Origin of the sequence: Anabaena sphaerica FACHB-251 (assembly GCF_014696825.1) — a bacterium.
In the GTDB taxonomy this organism is placed as follows: Bacteria; Cyanobacteriota; Cyanobacteriia; order Cyanobacteriales; family Nostocaceae; genus RDYJ01.
Window position 1 is genome coordinate 88,605 of sequence record NZ_JACJQU010000015.1, and the last position, 21,102, is coordinate 109,706.

17 protein-coding genes are annotated in these 21,102 nt (G+C 39.3%); 6 read left to right on the plus strand and 11 right to left on the minus strand.

The annotated features are described in order from the left end of the window. Positions 1 to 31: 31 nt before the first annotated feature. On the minus strand, positions 32 to 1,936 hold the full coding sequence (locus H6G06_RS20380; protein WP_190563433.1) for a GTPase family protein: 1,905 nt from the start codon (positions 1,934 to 1,936) through the stop codon (positions 32 to 34). Positions 1,937 to 2,157: 221 nt separating this feature from the next. On the opposite strand from H6G06_RS20380, the gene H6G06_RS20385 reads away from it, so the two are divergent. After that, the gene (locus tag H6G06_RS20385) at positions 2,158 to 3,480 is read left to right on the plus strand and encodes an AAA family ATPase (protein ID WP_190563435.1); all 1,323 of its coding nucleotides are present in this window, start codon (positions 2,158 to 2,160) and stop codon (positions 3,478 to 3,480) included. After that, complete coding sequence (locus tag H6G06_RS20390; protein WP_190563437.1) at positions 3,465 to 4,109, plus strand: RloB family protein; 645 nt, start codon at positions 3,465 to 3,467, stop codon at positions 4,107 to 4,109. Before H6G06_RS20385 ends, H6G06_RS20390 begins: the two co-directional genes overlap by 16 nt. A gap of 255 nt (positions 4,110 to 4,364) precedes the next feature. Here the strand turns inward: H6G06_RS20390 and H6G06_RS20395 are convergent, their stop codons facing one another. Continuing rightward, complete coding sequence (locus H6G06_RS20395; protein ID WP_190563439.1) at positions 4,365 to 4,559, minus strand: hypothetical protein; 195 nt, start codon at positions 4,557 to 4,559, stop codon at positions 4,365 to 4,367. Positions 4,560 to 4,635: 76 nt separating this feature from the next. On the opposite strand from H6G06_RS20395, the gene H6G06_RS20400 reads away from it, so the two are divergent. Both H6G06_RS20400 and H6G06_RS20405 read left to right on the plus strand, forming a co-directional pair. Further along, entirely contained in the window at positions 4,636 to 5,508 is an 873-nt protein-coding gene (locus H6G06_RS20400) for an SDR family NAD(P)-dependent oxidoreductase (RefSeq protein WP_190563441.1), read from the plus strand. Between the two features lie 593 nt (positions 5,509 to 6,101). Next, a complete protein-coding gene (locus tag H6G06_RS20405) occupies positions 6,102 to 6,434 on the plus strand; it encodes a DUF4258 domain-containing protein (protein WP_190563443.1) in 333 nt (110 codons plus the stop codon). A 258-nt stretch (positions 6,435 to 6,692) separates the two neighbouring features. Here H6G06_RS20405 and H6G06_RS20410 read toward each other — a convergent pair whose 3' ends face one another. Further along, positions 6,693 to 6,974: an AbrB/MazE/SpoVT family DNA-binding domain-containing protein gene (locus tag H6G06_RS20410; RefSeq protein ID WP_190563445.1), complete on the minus strand. Its 282-nt coding sequence runs from the start codon at positions 6,972 to 6,974 to the stop codon at positions 6,693 to 6,695. Positions 6,975 to 7,053: 79 nt separating this feature from the next. Further along, positions 7,054 to 7,632: a hypothetical protein gene (locus H6G06_RS20415; RefSeq protein WP_190563447.1), complete on the minus strand. Its 579-nt coding sequence runs from the start codon at positions 7,630 to 7,632 to the stop codon at positions 7,054 to 7,056. Between the two features lie 54 nt (positions 7,633 to 7,686). Here H6G06_RS20415 and H6G06_RS20420 point away from each other — a divergent pair, with 54 nt between their 5' ends. Next, complete coding sequence (locus H6G06_RS20420; protein ID WP_190563449.1) at positions 7,687 to 9,174, plus strand: glycosyl hydrolase family 57; 1,488 nt, start codon at positions 7,687 to 7,689, stop codon at positions 9,172 to 9,174. Between the two features lie 694 nt (positions 9,175 to 9,868). Here the strand turns inward: H6G06_RS20420 and H6G06_RS20425 are convergent. Then, positions 9,869 to 10,102, minus strand: a complete 234-nt coding sequence (locus tag H6G06_RS20425; RefSeq protein WP_190563451.1) for a hypothetical protein — start codon at positions 10,100 to 10,102, stop codon at positions 9,869 to 9,871. A 160-nt stretch (positions 10,103 to 10,262) separates the two neighbouring features. On the opposite strand from H6G06_RS20425, the gene H6G06_RS20430 reads away from it, so the two are divergent. Next, positions 10,263 to 12,323, plus strand: a complete 2,061-nt coding sequence (locus H6G06_RS20430; RefSeq protein WP_190563452.1) for an NAD(P)/FAD-dependent oxidoreductase — start codon at positions 10,263 to 10,265, stop codon at positions 12,321 to 12,323. Between the two features lie 14 nt (positions 12,324 to 12,337). On the opposite strand, the gene H6G06_RS20435 is transcribed toward H6G06_RS20430, so the two are convergent. The 6 genes from H6G06_RS20435 to H6G06_RS20460 form a co-directional block, all read right to left on the minus strand. Further along, positions 12,338 to 13,975 carry a hypothetical protein gene (locus H6G06_RS20435; protein ID WP_190563505.1) on the minus strand — a complete coding sequence of 546 codons (1,638 nt, stop codon included), beginning with the start codon at positions 13,973 to 13,975 and terminating at the stop codon, positions 12,338 to 12,340. Positions 13,976 to 14,476: 501 nt separating this feature from the next. Further along, a complete protein-coding gene (locus tag H6G06_RS20440; RefSeq protein ID WP_190563453.1) occupies positions 14,477 to 15,976 on the minus strand; it encodes an Ig-like domain-containing domain in 1,500 nt (499 codons plus the stop codon). Positions 15,977 to 16,205: 229 nt separating this feature from the next. Beyond that, the gene (locus H6G06_RS20445) at positions 16,206 to 16,982 is read right to left on the minus strand and encodes a TIGR03943 family putative permease subunit (protein ID WP_190563454.1); all 777 of its coding nucleotides are present in this window, start codon (positions 16,980 to 16,982) and stop codon (positions 16,206 to 16,208) included. 60 nt (positions 16,983 to 17,042) lie between these two features. Beyond that, entirely contained in the window at positions 17,043 to 18,098 is a 1,056-nt protein-coding gene (locus tag H6G06_RS20450) for a permease (RefSeq protein WP_338422969.1), read from the minus strand. Further along, entirely contained in the window at positions 17,986 to 18,219 is a 234-nt protein-coding gene (locus H6G06_RS20455) for a hypothetical protein (RefSeq protein WP_190563511.1), read from the minus strand. Before H6G06_RS20455 ends, H6G06_RS20450 begins: the two co-directional genes overlap by 113 nt. Before the next feature lie 318 nt (positions 18,220 to 18,537). Further along, entirely contained in the window at positions 18,538 to 21,096 is a 2,559-nt protein-coding gene (locus H6G06_RS20460; RefSeq protein ID WP_190563455.1) for a CHAT domain-containing protein, read from the minus strand. Between the last annotated feature and the right edge of the window lie 6 nt (positions 21,097 to 21,102).

Genomic DNA, 21,102 nt, shown 5'->3' on the forward strand with positions numbered 1-21,102 from the left:
GACTGGGAACGAGATAAAACGAGATAAAAGCTTACTCCTGACTCCTGATGTAATAATCAAATCTTTCCCGCAGTTGTTCAATGGTTAAATTCTGAGTCCAATATTCTATTAAAGCATGACCAAAAGCCCAAGCATTGCGGTCTGGTGTACCAGGATTTTCTAACAACAAAGGCCAAAGAGATAGTAAATCAAAATGGCGTGATTTAGAATTATCTGTATTTAACAATGGGAACAGTTCATAAGCCATTTGCAATTTACCAATAACTATGGGTAATTGTTCTACAGGAATTTGTTCTGCTAATAGATAAGCAAGGGTTGGTGAACCTGTTGATAAAGTAGAAACAAATTGCAAAACTGGACTTTTCAAAAGTGCGGTAAGTCCTTGGGTTGTTGCCATTTGAAATGTATAATGATCAATAATTTTCGCAGATTCGGTAATGCGGGTTTCTAGGTTGCGTAAAAAGCGAGTAAGACGTAATTGTTTAGCCGGATCTATTGCTGATAATAATCCTAAAGATAATTCGGCTACATTCCAAGAATTACGTCCAGTTTTTACGTCATTGGTAACGATTGGTAAAACTAAATTTGCAAATTCTCCTAACATTTGATTTCTATATTCTGTCGCTTCTCGGATAGAAATTTCTTTGGGTTTATTTCCCATTTTCCAATTATAAGGAGGTTGCCATTCGCGAATAGGACGGAGTTTATCAACTTGGGTAACAATGGTAATGATGGGTAAATCTGCGACTTCTGCTTTTATATCTTGGAGAAAGTCTACATCCATTTGTAAAGCGGGATCAAGTGCGGGAGTAACTAATAATAATAAATCTGCTTTTGTAGCATAATCAATCACTAAATCTCGCAAATCATCACGTTTTACTTGTTCATAACCGGGAGTATCACAGAGATTGAGAGTTTCTCCGGTGTCTGTTTGCCAATGATAGGTTTTAATTTTATCTGTGCTAGGTAAAACATCAACCGCAGCAAGTTCACTTTGAAAAAGTGTATTAATTAAACTACTTTTACCTGCACTTGTACGTCCGACAATGAGAAGATTAACTGGCTTTTGTGCTACTTTTTCTAGTGGTTCTGCTTGGGTAAGAATGTCGCGTAGGGTTTGGGTTTTTGGTTGGGGTAGGGTGGGGGTAGGTAATTCAATTTTTGTCCCTGCGTAAAGAGCGATCGCTTGTTTGCATAAGTTCCGTAAAACTGCTTCTCTTAATACTTGACTTAAGTTTATGAGTAATTCTTGAGAAGCACGATTATTCACACCTTCACTAGCTTTTTTAGCCACAGCCGCAACAGGATTTAAGAACCATTGCGCCCAATTCCAAACGCGCCAAAATTTACGAGCAGAGGGTTCTAATTTACGGTAAACTTCGTAAGCTTGATAAGCTTGTCCGACGGTAACTTGATTAAGAACAGGGGATAATTTCTGCATCCATTTATTCATATCATCGACTGTTCCGCGAATCAATCCATAGACTTGGGGAATGTAAATATTAAGAAGGGGATATTTTACTTCAGGATTATAAATGTGAGCGATCGCTACTACTAAATCTTGACATCTTTGCCAAAAAATTTGCAAATCTTCCCAAATTGGACGATCATTTTGAGCATCATTGATAACTTTCTGTAATGCGGTTTCTATTTGCTGGGTTTTGTCTTTTCCTGTGGAAACATCTATTTGATTTTCGCTGCTAGATTCCAATTCTTCCCGTACTTGGGCAAAAACAGCTTCAATTTGATTTACTGCGGGTTTAGTCCATTTTACTAACAACCAACGCCAACCTACAAAGATAACAGTAAAAACAGCCCATATCCAACTTAATCCCCAAGCGTGAATTTGTGTTCCTGCGGATATGAGTAGGAAGGTGATAATTATCGCTATTGGTGAGACTAAAATGATCCATTGCCAGGGTTTTAAACGTACCATATTTTGATACCTGTGTTTGTGGTGTTTTGTATATTTCTATTTTGAAGCTAATACTTGTGTAATAGTTGGTTGTGTGTAACAAAGTGTAATTATTTGATGGTAATAGTCCGCAGTAGGTGTAAGTTAATATAAAAAGTTGTGCTGAAAGTGGAGATTTTTTAGGAATTACGATAGGATTTATGTGAAGAAATCACAAAAAATTGCGTCTTGTGGCTTAAATTATGCTTTTAGATTTTACAGTGGAAAACTACCGTTCAATTAAAGAACCTGTTACCCTAAGTGCGATCGCTCAAAAACCCAGTCGTCGTAAAACCAGCGAAAGCAGTAAACGCAAAGGGATAAAATCAGATCATGAAATTGCATCTGGGTATTATGTTGAAGGTTGGGATATGGAGATTTTACCTGTTTTAGCAATTTTTGGAGCTAACGCTTCAGGTAAAAGTAATGTTATTCAAGCTTTAGATTATTTATTAATAATAATGTCTCGTGGTATACAAGAAACGCAAGCAATAGGAATACATAAAGTTTTTAAATACGCAAAGCTAGATTCTTTTAAATTAGATAGTATCTCTGCTCAAAAACCTACAAAGTTTGAATTAAGAACTCTATTTGATAATAATATTTATACTTATTCAGTAGAAATTAATCAAAATCGTATCATCTCAGAAAAATTAGATTATGCTTTACATAAAACAAAGCGAACTCGGCGTTTATTCCATCGTCAATGGGATGAAAATAACAAAAAATTTATCTGGAAAACTGGCGATGATTTTGCTGGTCCACATAATCAACTTCAGCAAAGCATTAGAGAAAATGAATTATTTATAAGTACGTTACTCAAACTAGAAGTAAATATAATCAAATCTCTAATACAGTGGTTAAATATTCGCATAGTTGGTATTCATTTAGGTAATGAAGAAATGGCAATTAGTGTCATTAAAGAATTAATGAAAGATATTTCTAATTATAATAATCGTGTTTTTTTACAAGCATTAAGGATTGTAAAGAAATTTGATACTGGGATATCTAGAATAGAAATTAGAAAAAGATATGATGATAGTTCTGAATATAATATATATGCTGTACATAACACCAATGAAGGGGATGAAATTTACTGGACTTTAGATGAAGAGTCATTAGGAACACAACGCTTGTTTCATTTAGCGTTTCATATAGTAATTAGTTTAGGAGTAGGTTTATTAATAATTGTAGATGAATTAGGTACGAATATTCATCCAAATATTGTAAAATATATTATCAAGATTTTCCAAAATCCCAAAACTAATCCTAACAATGCTCAACTAATTTTCACAAGCCATGATAATACATTACAAAGAAATAACTTATTACGACGTGACCAAATATGGTTTACCCAAAAACGCCCAGATCATAGTACAGAATTATATCCTTTAACTGATTTCCATGTTCGCAATGATTTAGCAATTGATAAAGCTTATTTAGATGGACGCTTTGGAGCAGTTCCATTTTTACCATCAGATGAAGAAATGATATTACAGGGTGATGAGGAATGGCAAGAAAGTTAGAACGTCGTCAACCTAGCAGAAAAATTACTCAAAAAATACTCATTGCTTGTGAAGGTAGTAAAACCGAACCAGTTTATTTTAAAAGTATCCGCAATGAATTACGTTTACCAACTTTAGAAATTATTATATTACCTCATCAAAGTAAAACCGATCCAGGTAACATCATTGAAAGACTCATTGAAGAACGACAGCAGATGAAAAATGAGAAAAGATGGACTACTAATGATACTGCTTGGGCTGTTTTTGATGGAGATGAACATATTGAAATAAGTAGGAATAATTGGCAAAAAGCCATTAATAGAGCTAACAGCCAAAAAATAAAATTAGCAATTACAAATCCTTGTTTTGAACTTTGGTATTTAATTCATTTTCAAGACCATTTATCACAAATAAACCGTGAGAAGTTAATTCAATTACTAAATAAATATATACCTGAATATGAAAAATCAATATCTCTTTATCCCAAACCATTACAATCATTAACTGAAACAGCTATTCAACGCGCTGAGAAAATAGCCAAGCAAATAGAACGTGAGCAATTATATGAATATTCAAATCCCTGTTGTAGTGATTTACCTAAATTAGTTAGTAGTTTATTAGGTTTAAAAGACAGCAGCAGTCAGCAATAAAACTTTCTTATACCCATTTGTTCTGAGTTTAGAATCATCAAATCAATAAATTTATCTAATACCATCTGCGTTTATCCGCGTTTACCTTCGTTTAATTAACATTGAAATCAGATTCCATGCAACTAATTGTCAGGGAATCAACACGGGGATCGCGTGGTATTAATAAAACCTTATCTAACTAAAATACCCCTATATATATAATTTTGTAAAGAATTGTTAAGAAATTCTTATTAAAAAAGATTGCAATCTCTTGATTTAGTTGCTAATGTGTGTAGTGGCAACATACTGGTGAATGCTCGGATCAAAGAGAGGTAAAACCGATGCGCTGTATCCACACTGCCAATGAACGTCAGTTTTGACGAAACTATTGTACCAACGAGAAATTTCTGCTTTTTCAGCAATGGAGGGGTATTGCAAATGAGTAGCAGCAAAATCTCGTAGAACCAGCATTATCATTCACAAATCGTCTTACCCAAAGATTGCAAACAAAGAAAAGGGAAGGCGGAAAATTTGGAGGTGAAAACCGATGAATATTCAAGGTAAAGTTGCGCTAATCACAGGGGCTTCCCGTGGAATTGGAAAAGCGATCGCATTAGAATTAGCCCAGCAAGGAGTAAAGCGGCTGATCTTGGTAGCACGCGATCGCCAAAAATTAGCCGAAGTTGCCCAAGAAATCGAAAAATTGGGAACAGAAACCACAATTATCGCCTTAGACTTAACCCAAGCAGTCAACGTAAATATTGCGATCGCCCAACTTTGGCGCAGTTACGGACCGATTCATTTACTCGTCAACTGTGCAGGAGTAGCATACCAGAACTCATTTCTGCAAACAAAACTTCCCCAAGTTCAAGAAGAACTTTCCGTCAACCTGTTGGGAATGTATAACCTCACCAGTTTGATAGCGCGACGCATGGCCAGTCAAAAAGAGGGAACAATTGTCAACGTTTCCAGTCTGATGGGGAAAGTAGCAGCACCAACAATGGCCACCTATTCAGCCACCAAATTTGCCATTTTAGGATTTACCCAAGCTTTGCGTCGGGAACTAGCAGAACACAACATCCGCGTTGTGGCTTTACTTCCCACCCTCACCGACACAGACATGGTGCGCGACTTAAAACTATTTCGTGGAGTCACCCCCATGACACCGCAACAAGTAGCCCAAGCCCTAATAATTGGACTGCAAAAAGATTCATCAGAAATATTAGTTGGTTGGCAATCTCATTTAGCAGTTTGGTGTCAAAATATTGCCCCTTGGTTGCTAGAAATAGTGTTACAACTAGCAGCACCAAAAAAACAGCCTCAAACCAACTTCATCACGAATTTTGTTACTAAAATCCAACATTTTCGCAATTCGTTGTTATCTAGAAATAGGCTGGCATTCGGATCTGCTCGTAAGTAGGGAATGAAGAATGTAGAGACTTTGTTTAACGCAAGTTCGACAACTTATACTGCAAAGGGTTCATAGTTCAACCAAATATGGAACCCCTCTCCAAACCTCTCCCCGCAACGGGGAGAGGCTTAAAACCAGGTTTTTGTATTATAAAAAAGTTAAGTTTCTAGCCGTTTTGAATATAGTCGAACCTCTTTCTTTACTGTACACACATCCTTACCCAAAGGGAGTTTTCAGCAACGAGAAAGAACTTAATTGATAAATCCAGTTCCCCTCCTCGCTTGCGGGGCTAGGGGTGGGGTATTATGGCTGTGGGAAAACGTTTTGATCTAAAATCAAGCCTAATGAGCAAATCAAAGGAAGGTAAAATCTAGATTTGTACACAACTTCCGACTTGTGTGTACACAGAAAAATGGTAATATTTATACCGTATTAGTTTATGAAATTTAAGTATTGACATTTTTTTGAGTAATGCTACATTTGATATGTAACAAATATTGATTCAGAAGGGCTAAATTTATGTAGTTCTCATACCCACTTTGTAACTAATTCTTTGAATTAAACCAAGGGATTAGTATGTTCGCAAAAAGTGGGGTATAAAAATGGGAAATGCAAGCCAGAATCTTCACAATCTTTTTTGCCAAGCTATTAATACTGGAAAAGTAATTTTCAGTCGTCATGCTGAATTTATGTTGCTTGAGCGCGGATTTTTTCGGCATGATGCTTTCAATTGCGTATTTACAGGTTATATTTTTGAAGTTAATCAGTCTTCTTCTCCTTTGCCAACTTGCAGTATTGCTGGCAAAAGTAAGTCTGGTCAGCGTTTATATACTATTTGGGCTTACAATGAAGTAACTGGCTTTATTTCTTTGATTACCTTATACAATCCTGATTCTAATCGTTGGACTAAGTGTCATATTTACACGAGGATGTAGTATTGCTGCCTTTTGAAAAATGCCCCGTTTGTGCGGGGCGAATCACTAGAAAAATAGTTACTGAAACGATTTCACATGGGCATATTAGAAGTAAATTAAAATTAGATGCTTATGTATGCTCTCAATGTTTAGAGTGTTTTTATCCTTTAGAAAGTATCAAACTTATTGAGGATGCATGGTCAAAATTAAAAAATAGTTAATGCCTTTATTTGTTATTGATAAAGCAAAACCGATTAATTGTTACACAAATTTATTCACTTAAATACTCTTGTCCGCTAAATACTCCTGTCTGCGTTCTTGGATGAGTTCATTAACCAAGTTTCTATCAGGTGATTTATCTTTTAATAAACCTCTTGATTTTTTAACTTGTTGTTTGAGGCTAACTAATTGGAGTTTACCATTATCTTCAAGCGTTAAAATTAATCTATCACCAGATTCTAAATTGAGTATTGCTTGGATCTCTTTGGGTAAAGTTAAACGTCCTTCCGGTTCAATATCAAGTGTGTAATGTTGAGGAATTGATGAATTAGCAAGTGTCATAGCTTGATATTCCCTTATTTTATCTATTTTACTATCTAGTATAGTACGTTGATATAATAATACATATTGAATTTTGCAATTAATTAGTCTTCCTTCTCACATAAAACCGAAAATACCCAAACCAATAAAATACATTGACTGCAACCAGTAAACCAGCACCTAAATAAGCTTGAATACTGGAAAATAGATAAATTGTTGCCCCTAAAACCAGCAAAATTTCTACCAAAGCAGCAATGCGTCCATAATGATGAACATCCCAATAGGAAACCGGACTAATAAAACGATAATTACTGAAGGGAAAAAAATGACGATGTGCATCATTATTATGAACTGGCAAATCTAACAACGAGTGCAACACCATACTTATAAAAACCACCTCAATTACTTGCCAATGAGCAATATGGGCAATTAATACCCCCAACAATGCCAAAGGGATCGAATGAAACGTACTCACAATAAATTGCCAAAAAGGTTGATAATAAACCTCAGACCAAATTTTGCTTTCTGGTAAACGGTAAACAAACTTCATCAACAAATAGAACACAAAGATGGGAATATCTGGAAGGACTGCACCGACGAGAATAGCCTGACTTGCTTGAGTTCGTATTTGTTGATTAAAAATCACCAGATTTAAAATAGCGTGACTTGGGGTATTCATTCCTAAATATCAGTGCAAGATTGATAGTTATACATCGTTCCAGAGTAACCAGAAATGTTTCAATTACCTAATAATCTGCCCAATTTGCCGGAAATCATTGATGATTTACCAAATATATCTGGTTGGGAAACAGAAGTTCTTTCTGTAGTCAACCATAATCAGCCTGTATTTTTACCAACAACTAATATTAAATTAGCAGATGTAAAAGCAGTATTTGCGATCGCTCTGCATATGCACCAGCCTACTATACCAGCTGGACATGGTGGTTCACTGATCAGCAACCTGCAATATATGTTTGAACATCAGCACGAAGGAGATAACCACAACGCTGGACCCTTTGCTTATTGTTACAGTCGCATGGGAGATTTTATTCCCCAATTAGTACATCAAGGTTGTAATCCCCGCATCATGTTGGATTATTCTGGTAATCTTTTGTGGGGACTTGGGCAAATGGGACGAAGTGACATCTTGGAAAATCTGAAACGTATCACTTGTGATCCCACCTATCAGCCTTATGTAGAATGGTTAGGAACAATGTGGAGTCATGCTGTCATTCCTTCCACACCCATAGCCGATATTAAACTACACATCATTGCTTGGCAACATCACTTTGCTGCAATTTTTGGATGGGAAGCACTAGCAAGAGTCAAAGGATTTTCACCCCCAGAAATGCACCTCCCAAATCATCCAGACACCTTATTTGCATTTATCAAAGCCCTCAAAGAATGTGGTTATCTTTGGTTATTAGTGCAAGAACATACTGTAGAGACAATTACTGGTGAACCTCTGACTTATAAACATTTACCGCATCGTTTAATTGCTCGTAATTCCCAAGGGGAAACAATTAGTATTACAGCTTTGATTAAAACCCAAGGATCAGATACTAAATTAGTTGCCCAAATGCAGCCATATTATGAAGCCAAAACTTTATCTAAACAACAAATAGGTAATGTTTTAGTACCGCCAATTGTTAGCCAAATAGGTGATGGTGAAAACGGTGGTGTGATGATGAATGAATTTCCCAACGGCTTTAAACAAGCTTGGTGGGATATGCTGCAAAATGGGGGAGGTAAAACTGGCGTTGTCGGTGTCTGTGGTACAGAATATCTAGAATTATTAGCAGATGCTGGTTGTCAATCTGAAGACTTTCCCCAATGTCAGCCAAGCGGACAGCATCAAATTTGGCGGCGAATTTCCGCAGATAATCATCAACCAGATGCTATTGAAAATGCCATTCAAGAAATCAAGACAACTAACTCTAATTTCCATGTTGACGGCGCATCATGGACTAATCATATTAGTTGGGTTCAAGGATATGAAAATGTTTTATCTCCCATGTATGAATTAAGTAATTCATTTCATGAGAAGTTTGACCAATTATTGGCAAATAACTCAGGTGAACCTGTCACCAGACAAACCCACTACCGTCAAAATTTATTACATAACTTGTTGCTGCAAACAAGCTGTTTTCGATATTGGGGACAAGGTGCTTGGACCGATTATGCAAGGGAAATTTACCAACGTGGACAAAATTTGCTTTAATCCTTCCCTCCCCACACCCTACAATCTTTTTGATCACCTTTATCTGTACTAGCTGCTTCATTTCTCTTACTTTGTAGGGTGGGATCAATGTCAGCTTTATTGATGTCAGAAAAGCTATTGATTGTCGTTCCCTTATCTAAAACCTACTCAAATCTACTTTGAGCTTTGTTTACTTCCTGCTTCACCAGTTCGACTACGCTCACTGAACTCCTGGAAGTGTCGGCACTAACCAGTCCACAGACTAACACTGCCTAACGCTCAATTTACCATCAGCGATCGCAGCTATAACTTCACTTCAAGACTTGACAAGGCGTAACATATATTATACACTTATGTTATAAGTGGGAATCTGTGGGCGCATATATAGTAAAATTTTCAACCATCAACATCATCATTTTCACCCACATCCAAAAAACCCTCACCACCAATTTATAAACATCATCCTGTACATCCTAAAAATCAACTAAGTAAGTCGGGGGGAAAAAATCGTAGACGCGTAGCTGCTTCTCGAAGAGTAGTATGTAACAAAAAGTAAATTCACCCAAACCCTCTTCCCCGTTCCCCGTTAAGAGTTCCCTATTCCCTTGTCACAAAGACAATTTTTAACGCCCACTTACTTATAGAATCCTGCTCAAGTTTTTGGCACTAATGCAGCATAGTGAAAATGACCTTCTTGCCTCCTGCCTTCAGAGGATTATGGGAAACTTTCCCACGCTTGGGCAACCAACTTACTCAACCAGCGTCGCTGATGTCGATCTAACATCTGGTCATCCTCTAAGACCTGGGCAGTTAAATCTTCTAGAGATTGACCTTGAGCGCGCACAAGCTTGACTACTCCGGCAATTACCGCAGCTACCACTTCTTCATCCACTGGTTGTTGTCGGAGTTCAGCAATTTCTTGGGGACTGTCTGGGATAGGATAATTCATGGCATAGGTTTACAAAAGTTCCAAAATGAATAATAAATTTAACAAACTATTAAAATTTCTTAATTAAATCTTCAACAACTGATAGGGCGGAGTCTAACGTACTTTCTGTCTTTGTCAAATCATTCTTAGTGAGTAAATCAATGGGAGATGTCAGCAGCAAATGAAAGAAATTCTTTACTTAGAAATTCCTACGACCGATAGTGGCGCTGTCCGCAGCTGGCTACAAGTAGATTTTGCACCTGGGTATGGAGAAAAATTGCTTACCGCAGACGGGTTTCGCTTGATAAACCCTGTTGTCTCGAACACGGAAAGTTTACCAGACGAACTTTCTGTATTTGTTTGGTCGGTACAGCGCACTACTTACCTGAAAGTGTTCCGTTGGGCGGATAGACCCTTTGCTAATGAGGGTTCAATTCTGCAACGCCTAACTACAGGAATCCGCAGCCGCTTTCCTCATCAGTACCCAGAACCACCAAGGATTGATGCCCAAAAATCGATTTTCGCAGAGCTAGAACCTTATTATCCCCTAACTGTCAAGTATTTTCAGAAAATGCCCAACGGGGAATATGACCTTAAGCGTGCTTACTGGTGGGAACAACGTTGGCGTGAAGGGGTGAAAAATCCTCAGCAGCCCCGTCAAGTGCTGTTTTTTGAAGAAACCCAGCAACAGACAACAGAGAACAGCTATGACCTGATTTACATTGGTGGGGCTTTAGGCTCAATTCATGCCGCAGTCATGGCAAAATTGGGTTATAAAGTCCTGCTGGTGGAAAGATTACCCTTTGGACGCATGAACCGGGAATGGAATATTTCTCGTGATGAAATTCAAACTTTGGTAAATCTGGGTTTGCTGACAACTGCTGAGTTAGAAAGCATTATTGCTAGAGAGTATAAAGACGGCTTCAATAAATTTTTTGATGCTAATAATCCGACGCAACTAAAAGCGCCAATTCTGCACACGCCAACGGTACTAAATATCGCTTTAGATTCAGATAAGTTGCTGCGAATATGCGGGGAAAAACTCAAAGCTGCCGGTGGTGATATCTGGGACGAGACAGAATTTATCCGGGCGGATATCAGCAACACACAAGTTACCCTTACTGTCAAACGTTTATCTACTGGTGATGAACAGCAAGTGAGTGGAAGATTACTGGTGGATGCAATGGGTACTGCTTCTCCTATCGCTTGGCAATTAAATGGCGGTCGGGCTTTTGATAGTGTTTGTCCAACCGTGGGAGCAGTTATAGATAAAGGATTTGCTCCTGGTGTATGGGATGCACAGTATGGGGATGTTCTTTACAGTCATGGGGATATTTCGAGAGGTAGACAGTTGATTTGGGAATTGTTTCCTGGGGTGGAGGAAGAACTGACAATTTATTTATTTCATTATCATGAGGTGAATGTTAAAAATCCCGGTTCTTTACTAGAGATGTATGAGGACTTTTTCACGATTTTGCCAGAGTATCGGCGCTGCGATATGGACAAGCTAGTGTGGAAAAAACCGACATTTGGCTATATACCAGGGCATTTTAGTGTAAGTGGTAGCGATCGCACCATTGCCTTTGATAGATTAATCGCCATTGGTGATGCTGCTTCCCTGCAATCTCCGCTTGTTTTCACCGGTTTTGGTTCCCTCGTTCGTAACTTAGAACGTTTAACCACTCTTTTAAACACCGCTCTCAAACACGACTTGTTGAGTTTCCGCCACTTAAATAAAATTCGTGCTTACCAAAGTAACGTTTCTGTGACGTGGCTCTTCTCCAAAGGAATGATGGTTCCCACAGGGAAATTTATCCCACCCCAACGAGTGAACGCCATGCTTAATACCTTCTTTGGCTTATTAGCAGATGAACCTCCAGAAGTCGCAGATAATTTCATTAAAGATCGCTGCGATTGGTTAACTTTTAATCGGTTAGCACTCAAAGCAGCTAGGAAAAATCCCGCCTTATTAATATGGATTTGGCAAATGGCTGGGTTTAAGGATTTAGTACGGTGGTTGAGTAATTATGTCAACTTTACTAGTCATGCCCTAGTCAGTGCTTTTCTGGGTAAATGGTTCCCTCTATGCCTGAAGTGGAGCCAAGCTTGGCTAGAACCCCGCTATCCAGGATTGTGGTTAAACCTCTTGGCGACCAATTACGCCATTTCTACTGGCAAACCACGATTGCGCCATCAAGTAGTTACCGTTAACCCAAAAGCAATAACTCAAACTAGTCATTAATCAGCGGTCAGTGGTCATTTAGATTCTTCTCCATTAACCTTTGACTGATTACCCTTGGTGCGGAAATTTGGTAGTTCCACCGATGCTAAAGATTTCCTTCCCTTGGGTGGACGCTGAGGATAAATCAATGGTGAAGGTGATTTCTGATCCAGCTGATATTCACCTAATGGTTCTGGAGTGAAATGATCTATGGGCAATTCTGACCAATAATCGCCAGTTTCGGCAGTATTGAGATCTTTTTCTGGAGAAGACAAAGACGCATTTATGGGTGATTCATTGCTTGATGAAAGCGTAAACTCTGCTGTCCGGAAAACGCAGCTAGGATTGGGGGGATTACTTTCCGATCCCAATTGCTGTTCTATGACTGTTTCCAGTGTTTCATTTTCCTCAAGATTCGATGCTAAGGTTTCCCACATTAGCCCATCAGCCGGATTAGTTTTTGTATCATTGACTGCTGGTGGAGTTGATGGTGCAACCTGGGAAGCAAAAAACATTTCGATCAGGTTTTCCAATTGCCGGTCTAAATTTGAATTTGATGACCCAGGATAGGAAACATTTCCAACACCATCAGCAGATTCATCAACTTCTAATGAGGGACTTGACTGTGTTGGCGTTTCTGTATCATTCACATCTGAAGAGTTTTCCGCAGGTTCAGAAATGGGAGTAGAGTAAATTTTTGTGTCAGCGCATGGGGTTGAGGGTTCTAGCCAGGAATTATCTACGTGTTGACGTAAATCGCTACAAATATCACTGAGGGAATCTGCTTCTGCTGACCATGGCTTAATGGGCTGTGCATGGGGAAACAAAGACCGAGCTTTTCTCGAAAATCTTGTATGTCCACCAGTTACATCATGGGGATGATAGGCACTATCCTCTAGAGTGTCATAGTTCGGTACGGGAGTATCTAGACATTTTTCTAGTGCTGCTTTAAATTGCAAAGTCTGACGTTGTTGCCGTATTAGTCTAGTACGCAATTCCCGACAAGTATTTTCTGATTGTAATAACTGTTGGGATTGTTCACCATAGTTAGTTTGCAGCAGCGTGCATTCCCGTTCTAATTGGGCTATTCGTTGTTGGCTAAGTTGTAACTGTGATTTATGCGTTTCAATGAACATCTCCTGACTTTGAACAGTCTGGACAGCCGTTTCTAACTGCTGGAAAAGAGACTGTATTTGGTCTTGAGCGGCTGCTAGTTCCTGCGTTTGTTGATTCAGCATGGAATCAGTGACACTGGAGCGTTTTTTTTGCCATTGCAAAATCTTTTCTGCTTCAGCTAATTCTTGTTTTAGCTGCTCAACTTGGGCATACAAATCACTATTAGCTGTTTGTAAATCTTCATTCAAAGTCAGCAACTTCTGAAATTCTGAATCTACCAGGGCTTGCTTCTCACTGTCAGGTTCTGCAATCCAGTCTTTTTGGGTATTTTCTTTCGAGTTATCTACATTATCTACAACTGCGGATTCACACTGCTGTAGGTGTAGCCCGTCGTAGACATCGGCTGCTGGGTTCAGGAGTGGTAAATTAGTCACGGACATATTTTCATCGTGCAGAACTGAGTAAAAGGGACAATTCGCCTGCTCTGATTGAGGCGAATTTGCAAAATTTAGGGGTTCAATCACAGTGCCGTTGTTTGAGGTGTCAGCTATATTCATCACTCTTGACCCACCTGCATAAAAATATTCAGCAATGCTCATGTCAGCATTATTGAGCAACTGCATTCAATGGCGAGGGAATCAGCATTTCCTCTAGAAGCCAAGTTTAACTCTCTTTCAGCATGACTGGCTAGTACAAGAAGGCAGCTAGGCAGGAGGCAACAACCAAAAAAGTTGAACGCTCACAGAATCTAATTCTTTTTGCCTCTAATTTTTAGGTTCTTCTGCGTCAACCTTCTATATGATGTAGTCTTTTTGCTTCCAAGGGGTAGAGGGTGTGAACCCACTTGAAGTTTATTAAAAGTTATATTAAGTTACTAAAAAATATTATGATGCAGACGCAATCCATTTAGCTACTGCAATTTGGTAGAGATTATCCGGAAAAATGTATTAAATTTTACAAGATTGAGGCAGGAGCCAGAAGGCAGAAGGCAAAAGGTTTTTAATTTTTAATTGATTTCTCCCCTGCTCCCCTGCTCCCATGCACCCCTGCTCCCCAATTCACGGTAGCCAGTGGGGATGAAAGCCAACTAAGGGAAGTTGTTCTGGCTTGATTTCTAGGTTTGCTTGGTCAGCGATGGGTAAAAGAGGCATTAACCACAGACTACTAGTAGCAATCGGCTCTCCATTATCAGTTTTTAAGGTGTTGGTTGGTAGTGGTGCCGTGGTGTTTCCTACTGGTACTACTTGGTCTAACAATATAGCTAAACCGTCGGGTGCTAAACTCATTTTCACATTGCGTTGAGCGGGAGGTAACATCAACAGTGGTTTCTGTTCTTGGGTTTTGAGGTTAATCGCCACTAAATAAGGCTGTTCTATATATTGTTCTTGTGATACTAGCTGTGTGAGTAAGCAGTAGAGGGTGGGTGAGGCTGGATCAAAATTGCAACCGAGAATTGAACCTGTTGTTTTTAATAGTTGTTTCTGCACACCTTGGTTTGTAACCAAGAATAAATCTCGCGTGTAATCAGTATTAAATTTGACCATCGCTGCTTGTGAACCATCTTTAGAAAAAGCTTGGACTAAGCCAAATTGCGGTAGAAAATCTAGGGGTTTAGTTGTATCTCCTTGTAGGGATAAAATTGCTGTTCCTTGTCCTTGGGCAACTGCTACGGCTTTACTATCTGGTGTAATGAGAAAGTCTCCTCCGGGTTGGCTTTCCAAGCGTTTTGGGGTGGGTTTTTCTCCTGAACTATCCCTGGTTGCTGACAAATGCCACAGCCCAAAGTCGCCTGGATTATCTCTTTTTCCTCTTTGGACAACTATTGTTTCCCCATCAGGGGATAAGTCAAATTTTAGGTTTTGATAGTCTTTATTATCTAAGATCAGGTCAAGTTTACCTGCTGGTTCTGGTTGTTCACCGACTTTGCTAACAATGCCTGTTGTCACTGTATAGAGTTGGGCTGAAAGCAAGTCTGGATTCTTAGAGGAGCGAGCAGAGAACAATATTTTATCTCCCTCTGGAAATGGCTCAAAGTCCATAACAATGAGGTCTTTGGGGGTAAGTACCTTTTTTTGTTCTTGCGTTAAGTTGTAGATGACTAACTTTCCCTGTTCTTCTTGATTAGCTCCTATGTAAAGTAAGGCACGATTACGAGTGGAGAAGCTGCCTGTAAAGGCTTGAATTAGCCTGTTTTTTCCTTGTGTTTGGGAAAATTTATCTCTAGCTCCTTGTAACATGACCTTATAATTTGTGCCATAGGGTGCTGGTGTTAGCAGTGTGTAAACCATCCGTCGTCCTGCCCAGCTGATTTTACCTGCCAGAGGGGGATCGATTTTTAAATTATCCTCTACGCTTTTGGTGTCCATTGGACGACTAAAGGTGAGGGTAAAAGCCGTGTCTTCAGCGCCGATCTGTTGATTTTCCCAGTTAAAATTGCGGACAATGGGCTTAACTGCATCACCTTGCCAGATCATAAACCCAATCAGCAAACACAATACAAGCATTAGGGCGATCGCTACACGATCTAGTGGTTGGATAGATTTATAGGATTTTGTCATTAGTCAGTTGTCATTAGTTATTAGTTAAGTAGGTGGGAAGAGAAAAAGCGTAGACGCGGAGCGGCTTCTCGAAGAGTAGTATGTAATGAAAAGTAAAATTGCCCAAAACTTCTTGCCTGTTCCCTGTTCCCTTGTCATAACGACAATTTTTAACGCCAACCTACTTATAGCGTTTCCCAGTCTAATGAAGTACACACCAATTTATTCCCTGTCACTTGTCACCTGTCACCTAATAACTATATGGATTCTTGGGTTGGGGAATTTTTTTCAGGGAGGTAGCTTTGATAGTCAGTTGGCGTTTATTGGCAACGTTTTCTGTGATCATCTGTCCTTCTACTTCTAGCCAGGTATCTGGTGGGTATTTATCGCGGTTATCTGGAAGTTGAACAGGTAATCCGGTTGGATAGGCATCTGCGGCACAACAAGTAATCACAAATCGCGCTAATACCAAATGGTCTTTATCTAGTTCTGGGGGATGGATGACAAATCCCTGGACTTTGACTTTTTGCCCTGTATAAGCGTCGGGTTCTGGATAAACGTTGAGTGTGCGTACCCAATCTATGAGCGATCGCTCCTCTGGGCGCACAGTAGCACGAAAAGACTGGGGTTGAGTGCGTGTTGCTCCCAGTAACTCGGTTACACCCCGATCCAGTGCTGTTTGAGAGGAAAATACACGAGGAGTAATTATAAATCCTAAAATTGCTGTGGTTAACAGTAAAGCACTACCCCAACCAGGGGGAAATAGATTTATATGCTGCTGGTTACTCGGTACTTCATAGCGACGGCGTTTTTGCCACAGTTGTAAGCCCTTGAAAAAACCAATAATTAGCAAACCAATAGCACCCAAAATTACTAACCAAAAGTAATCAGGGTGAATCAATAAATTCAGTTTGCCTGTGAGCCAGTATTTCAGCATTAAAACTCCCCAAGCTGTAATGGCCAAGACATCTAGCCAGGGGAGTAATATATTTGCTTTTTTGGGTTTTGAATTTGGGATTGAAGTCATTATTTATTAAGTCATTATGTCAGTTATAAGTTGTCCGAGATAACTGAGAATTTACCAAAATTACATGACGTGCATATTCAAAAATAAGGTAAATAAAAGTGTCAATTGTCCGGCTAAAGCAAATAGATAAAATAGAGCTTTAGGTTTAAAAATTGATAACATCAAACCAACACCTTTGATGTCAATCATTGGACCAAATACTAGAAATGCTAACAAAGAACCACCGGTAAAGGTTGAAGCGAAAGATAGGGCAAAGAAAGCATCGACGGTGGAACAGATAGATACTACTGCGGCTAGTACCAACATGGCAAGAATTGAGGTGATGGGACCTGCACCTAAACTGAGGATGAGTTCACGAGGAGCTAAGACTTGAATTGCCGCAGCAATCGCACTTCCTATCACCATCACACCCCCTAATTCTCGTAATTCCTGGATGATATTATCCAATACTAGACGGAGTTTATCTGCAAAAGGTTTATTTTGGCTGGAAGTTGTGCTATCTGTCTGGGTTAAATTTCCACCTATCCTTGTGGATATACCTGATTTGCCACCGAGAATATAAGTTCCTGATTGTAAAAGAGTATTAACCGCTGCTTCTTCTTCTACCTGGTAAAGTCTGCCCTTGCGTTTAGGTTCTGGTTTAGCTGGGGGGTTAAATTTAAGATAACGAGTTATAGCAGGTTGCAAGAAAGGACTTAGGTCCTGTTGAAAGCTGAAAGCAAAACCGATAATCGTAGCGATCGCTAAGGACAATACGACTCTTAACACTACTATTTCTGGTTGATCTCGAAATGCTGTCCAAGTTGCCCAAATCACAATTGGGTTAATTGTCGGTGCTGCTAGTAAAAAGCCAATTGCCACTGGTGTGGGTACTCCCTGCATCAATAACCGCCGCGCCACAGGCACGTTACCACACTCGCACACGGGAAACAAAAAGCCAATCATACTGCCAAATAAAGCCCCCAGTAGGGGATTTTTGGGCATTATCTTTACCAATTTGCGCTCATCGATAAAAAATAACAGCACACTGGAGAATAACACCCCTAGCAGCAAAAAAGGCATTGCCTCTACTAGCAGACTCAGAAATAGGGTAAAACCATTGTTCAGTTGATTTATCATCATGTCGCAGGAGGAAGCGGTTTTGAGTTTTAGGGTTATGCCTAGTCATTTTATCCAAATGCAGATCAAATGGTGATCCACCGGGGATCAAAAGCAAAGCGGGAAAAGTAAACATCATTATGCCTTAGATGAACTGATTCTCACAGATAGTTCCCATGGGCTAGATCAATCACTCCTCTCTAGTAAGACGCTTGTGGGAAGATCTTTAGCCAGGAGAGTGTCAATATCATCCCCAAACTCTACATCTTATAGCAGAAGGCAAGAGGCGATCTTGCTCTCATGCAAGAGTAAAAGCCTTGTTATTCTTTGGTTTCAAGGACTAATCATGTCCTAATTATCCTGGCTACATCTTAACTGCTCAACTAAACCTACTCAAACCTACTCAAAGCCTGAAAGTTAGGTAACAGGTGACAGAACGGCGATAAATGATAACTGATTAAAGCCAATTTCCCAAGAGTACAAATGGTGCCCAATAGAAAGGATTACTGTATTCTGGTTGTTTTAGTAGTTTTATTTGAGCAAGGCGTATGGCTTCAGCTTTGGTGACTTTAAACTGGACGAGTTGGCGGTAAAATTCGACCATGAACTCAGCTGCGGAAGCATCATCTACAGACCATAGTGTTGCCAAAGTGCTACGTGCGCCTGAGCGAACGGCTACACCTGCTATTCCTAGTGGGGCGCGGTTGTCTCCTTTGGCAGTTTGACAGGCGCTCAGAACTAGTAATTCAATGGGATTATTGCTATCTTGTTCTCTATTTTGCAGTAATTCACCTAATTCTTTGACGTTAAGACGATTATCCCAGGTGAGAATAAAGGTGTCTTGTGCATTGGAACTAAATTGACCGTGAGTAGCGAGATGGACTATGGGAAAGGGAGTTGCACGGATGAGATTTTGAATATCTGTACTGGTGAATGTTTGATTAAATAGGATTTGAGTAGGAATTTCTGAGGTGATACCTTTGACTTCTAAACCTACGCCTGGTAATGGAGAAAAACCTTGTCTGGCTTCGCTGATGCCACCAATCAGGATTTTCAGAGGTTGTTTTTGTATTGGTTGGGGGGAAAGTAGTTGTAGCCCTGGTGTTTGAGCTAGACTGTATTTTTCTATCAGATATTCTTTTCCATCATATAATGCTGCCATTGGCAGATTTTTCATCACGCCATCGAGGACAAATACTAAAGTTTTGGTGTTATTGGCTGCTAAGTCTGCTTCTGTGGGGCGGATGAGTAAATTGTATAGTTTTTGGGCGATCGCTAAACGTTTTTGCTTCCCTAAATTTGGTCTGAGGGATGATCGCATTTGCAGCAAAATATTTTCTAGTTTTGACTGAAGAATATTAGTAGTATAGTGGCGTATAGGTTGATTGGTGAGAGATAGGATCACCTCTAAGCGATCTCTCAAAATAATCGGATAAATAATTGCAGCTTGCGGATCTAACTGCTCAACTTTAGATATCTTCCCACTCAGACAATCTTCTTGAAAGTAATTATCCAATTCGGCAACTTTCAAGGATTCAATTAAATCGCGGGCTTTGAGCAGATTTGTCTGGCTAATATCTTTTACATTTTTGCTTTTTTGAGGTTGTAGTAGTAAACTAACTAACTCTCGATAAATTGGTTCTATACTTTCTTGGAAAGAAAATAGTAGATTGTTATTTCCTGCAACTAAATCTTTACGGATGTAAGCTAAAGTTTTTACTGATTGGTTATATGCATCAATGGCTTTTTCTGAGTTACCGATAGCTTGGAAAATCCTTCCTAGTTGCCATTGCCAAAGATAGCTAATTTCAGCCGCGTTGCTGCTTTGTGCTAAAATTAATGCTTGTTCAGTTAGTCTTTGTGCTTCATTCCATTGTTGATTTTGTTCGTAAAGTTTACCCAAATAACCAAGGGCGTAAGATTCTGCCTTGTTGTCATCTATATTTTTAGCTTGTTGGATAGCTGTAGCAAGAATTTGAGCCGCAAGTTGTTTTTCTCCAGCTTTTTGCAAGCCTTGAGCAAACTTTACTTGTGCATATATGCTGGTGCGACTGGGGGGTAATTTCTCTAACTGGGGTTGAATTTGAGGAATTAAAACTTTAACTTCGGTCGATTTTTTAGTGTCTAATAACAGATGTAATTGATTGAGTTGAGCTTGGAGTTTTATAGTAGGTGAAGTAGATGTAGTAATTGCTTGTTGATAATAATTATAAGCTAGTTGATTTTGCTGTTGAGAAAAGGCAGTGTTACCTAAACTCAAGAATGCCAGAGTAATCTCTGGTGATGAGTTGAATTTTTTAGCGATCGCTAAACTTTGTTGTAAAACTTCTTGGGATTTTTCCCCGTCACCCACAACCCGCAAAGTATCACCCAAGTTTAACAAACTAGATGCTTTTAATACAGAGTCTGGTTGTGATTGCAAGTTTTGATTTACCTGTTCTAAAATCTTCCTCGCACGGGGATATAATCCCAATACTCGCAAAGCTTGAGTTTGGTTAAGTAAGCTGCGATTGACTCCTGTTTCATCTCCTAATTTTTGATAGTTATCTGTGGCTTTTTCCCAGGTGGTAAGTGCTTCTTCTGCCTCTCCCTGAGACATTTGCAGACTTCCCTGAATATTCAAAGCTTGTGCTAAAGTGCTTGGGGAAATCGCACCTCTACTTAGCAAATTTATACTTTGAGATATGAACTGATGTGCTGGTTTTAATTTTCCTAATTGCTGATATGCTAAGGCTAAATTACACAAGACCACTGCTTGGTTGACTGTATCGCCTTTTTGTCCAAATATCTCTGATGCCTGTTGCCAGAGTGCGATCGCTTCTGTAAATTGTTCTGCTTGGTAGTGTTGTTTTCCAGCTTGTACTAAGGAAGTAGGGGAAGTGGTTTCTGTAGTGACAGCAGCGAATACGGGTGTTTGTATGGAAATAGGAAGATTCCAGTTAACCTGTAAGACTATCAATACCAGGGTTAATAATCCTAAACAACAATACTTAGATATTACGTTCTTGATAATCATATCTGC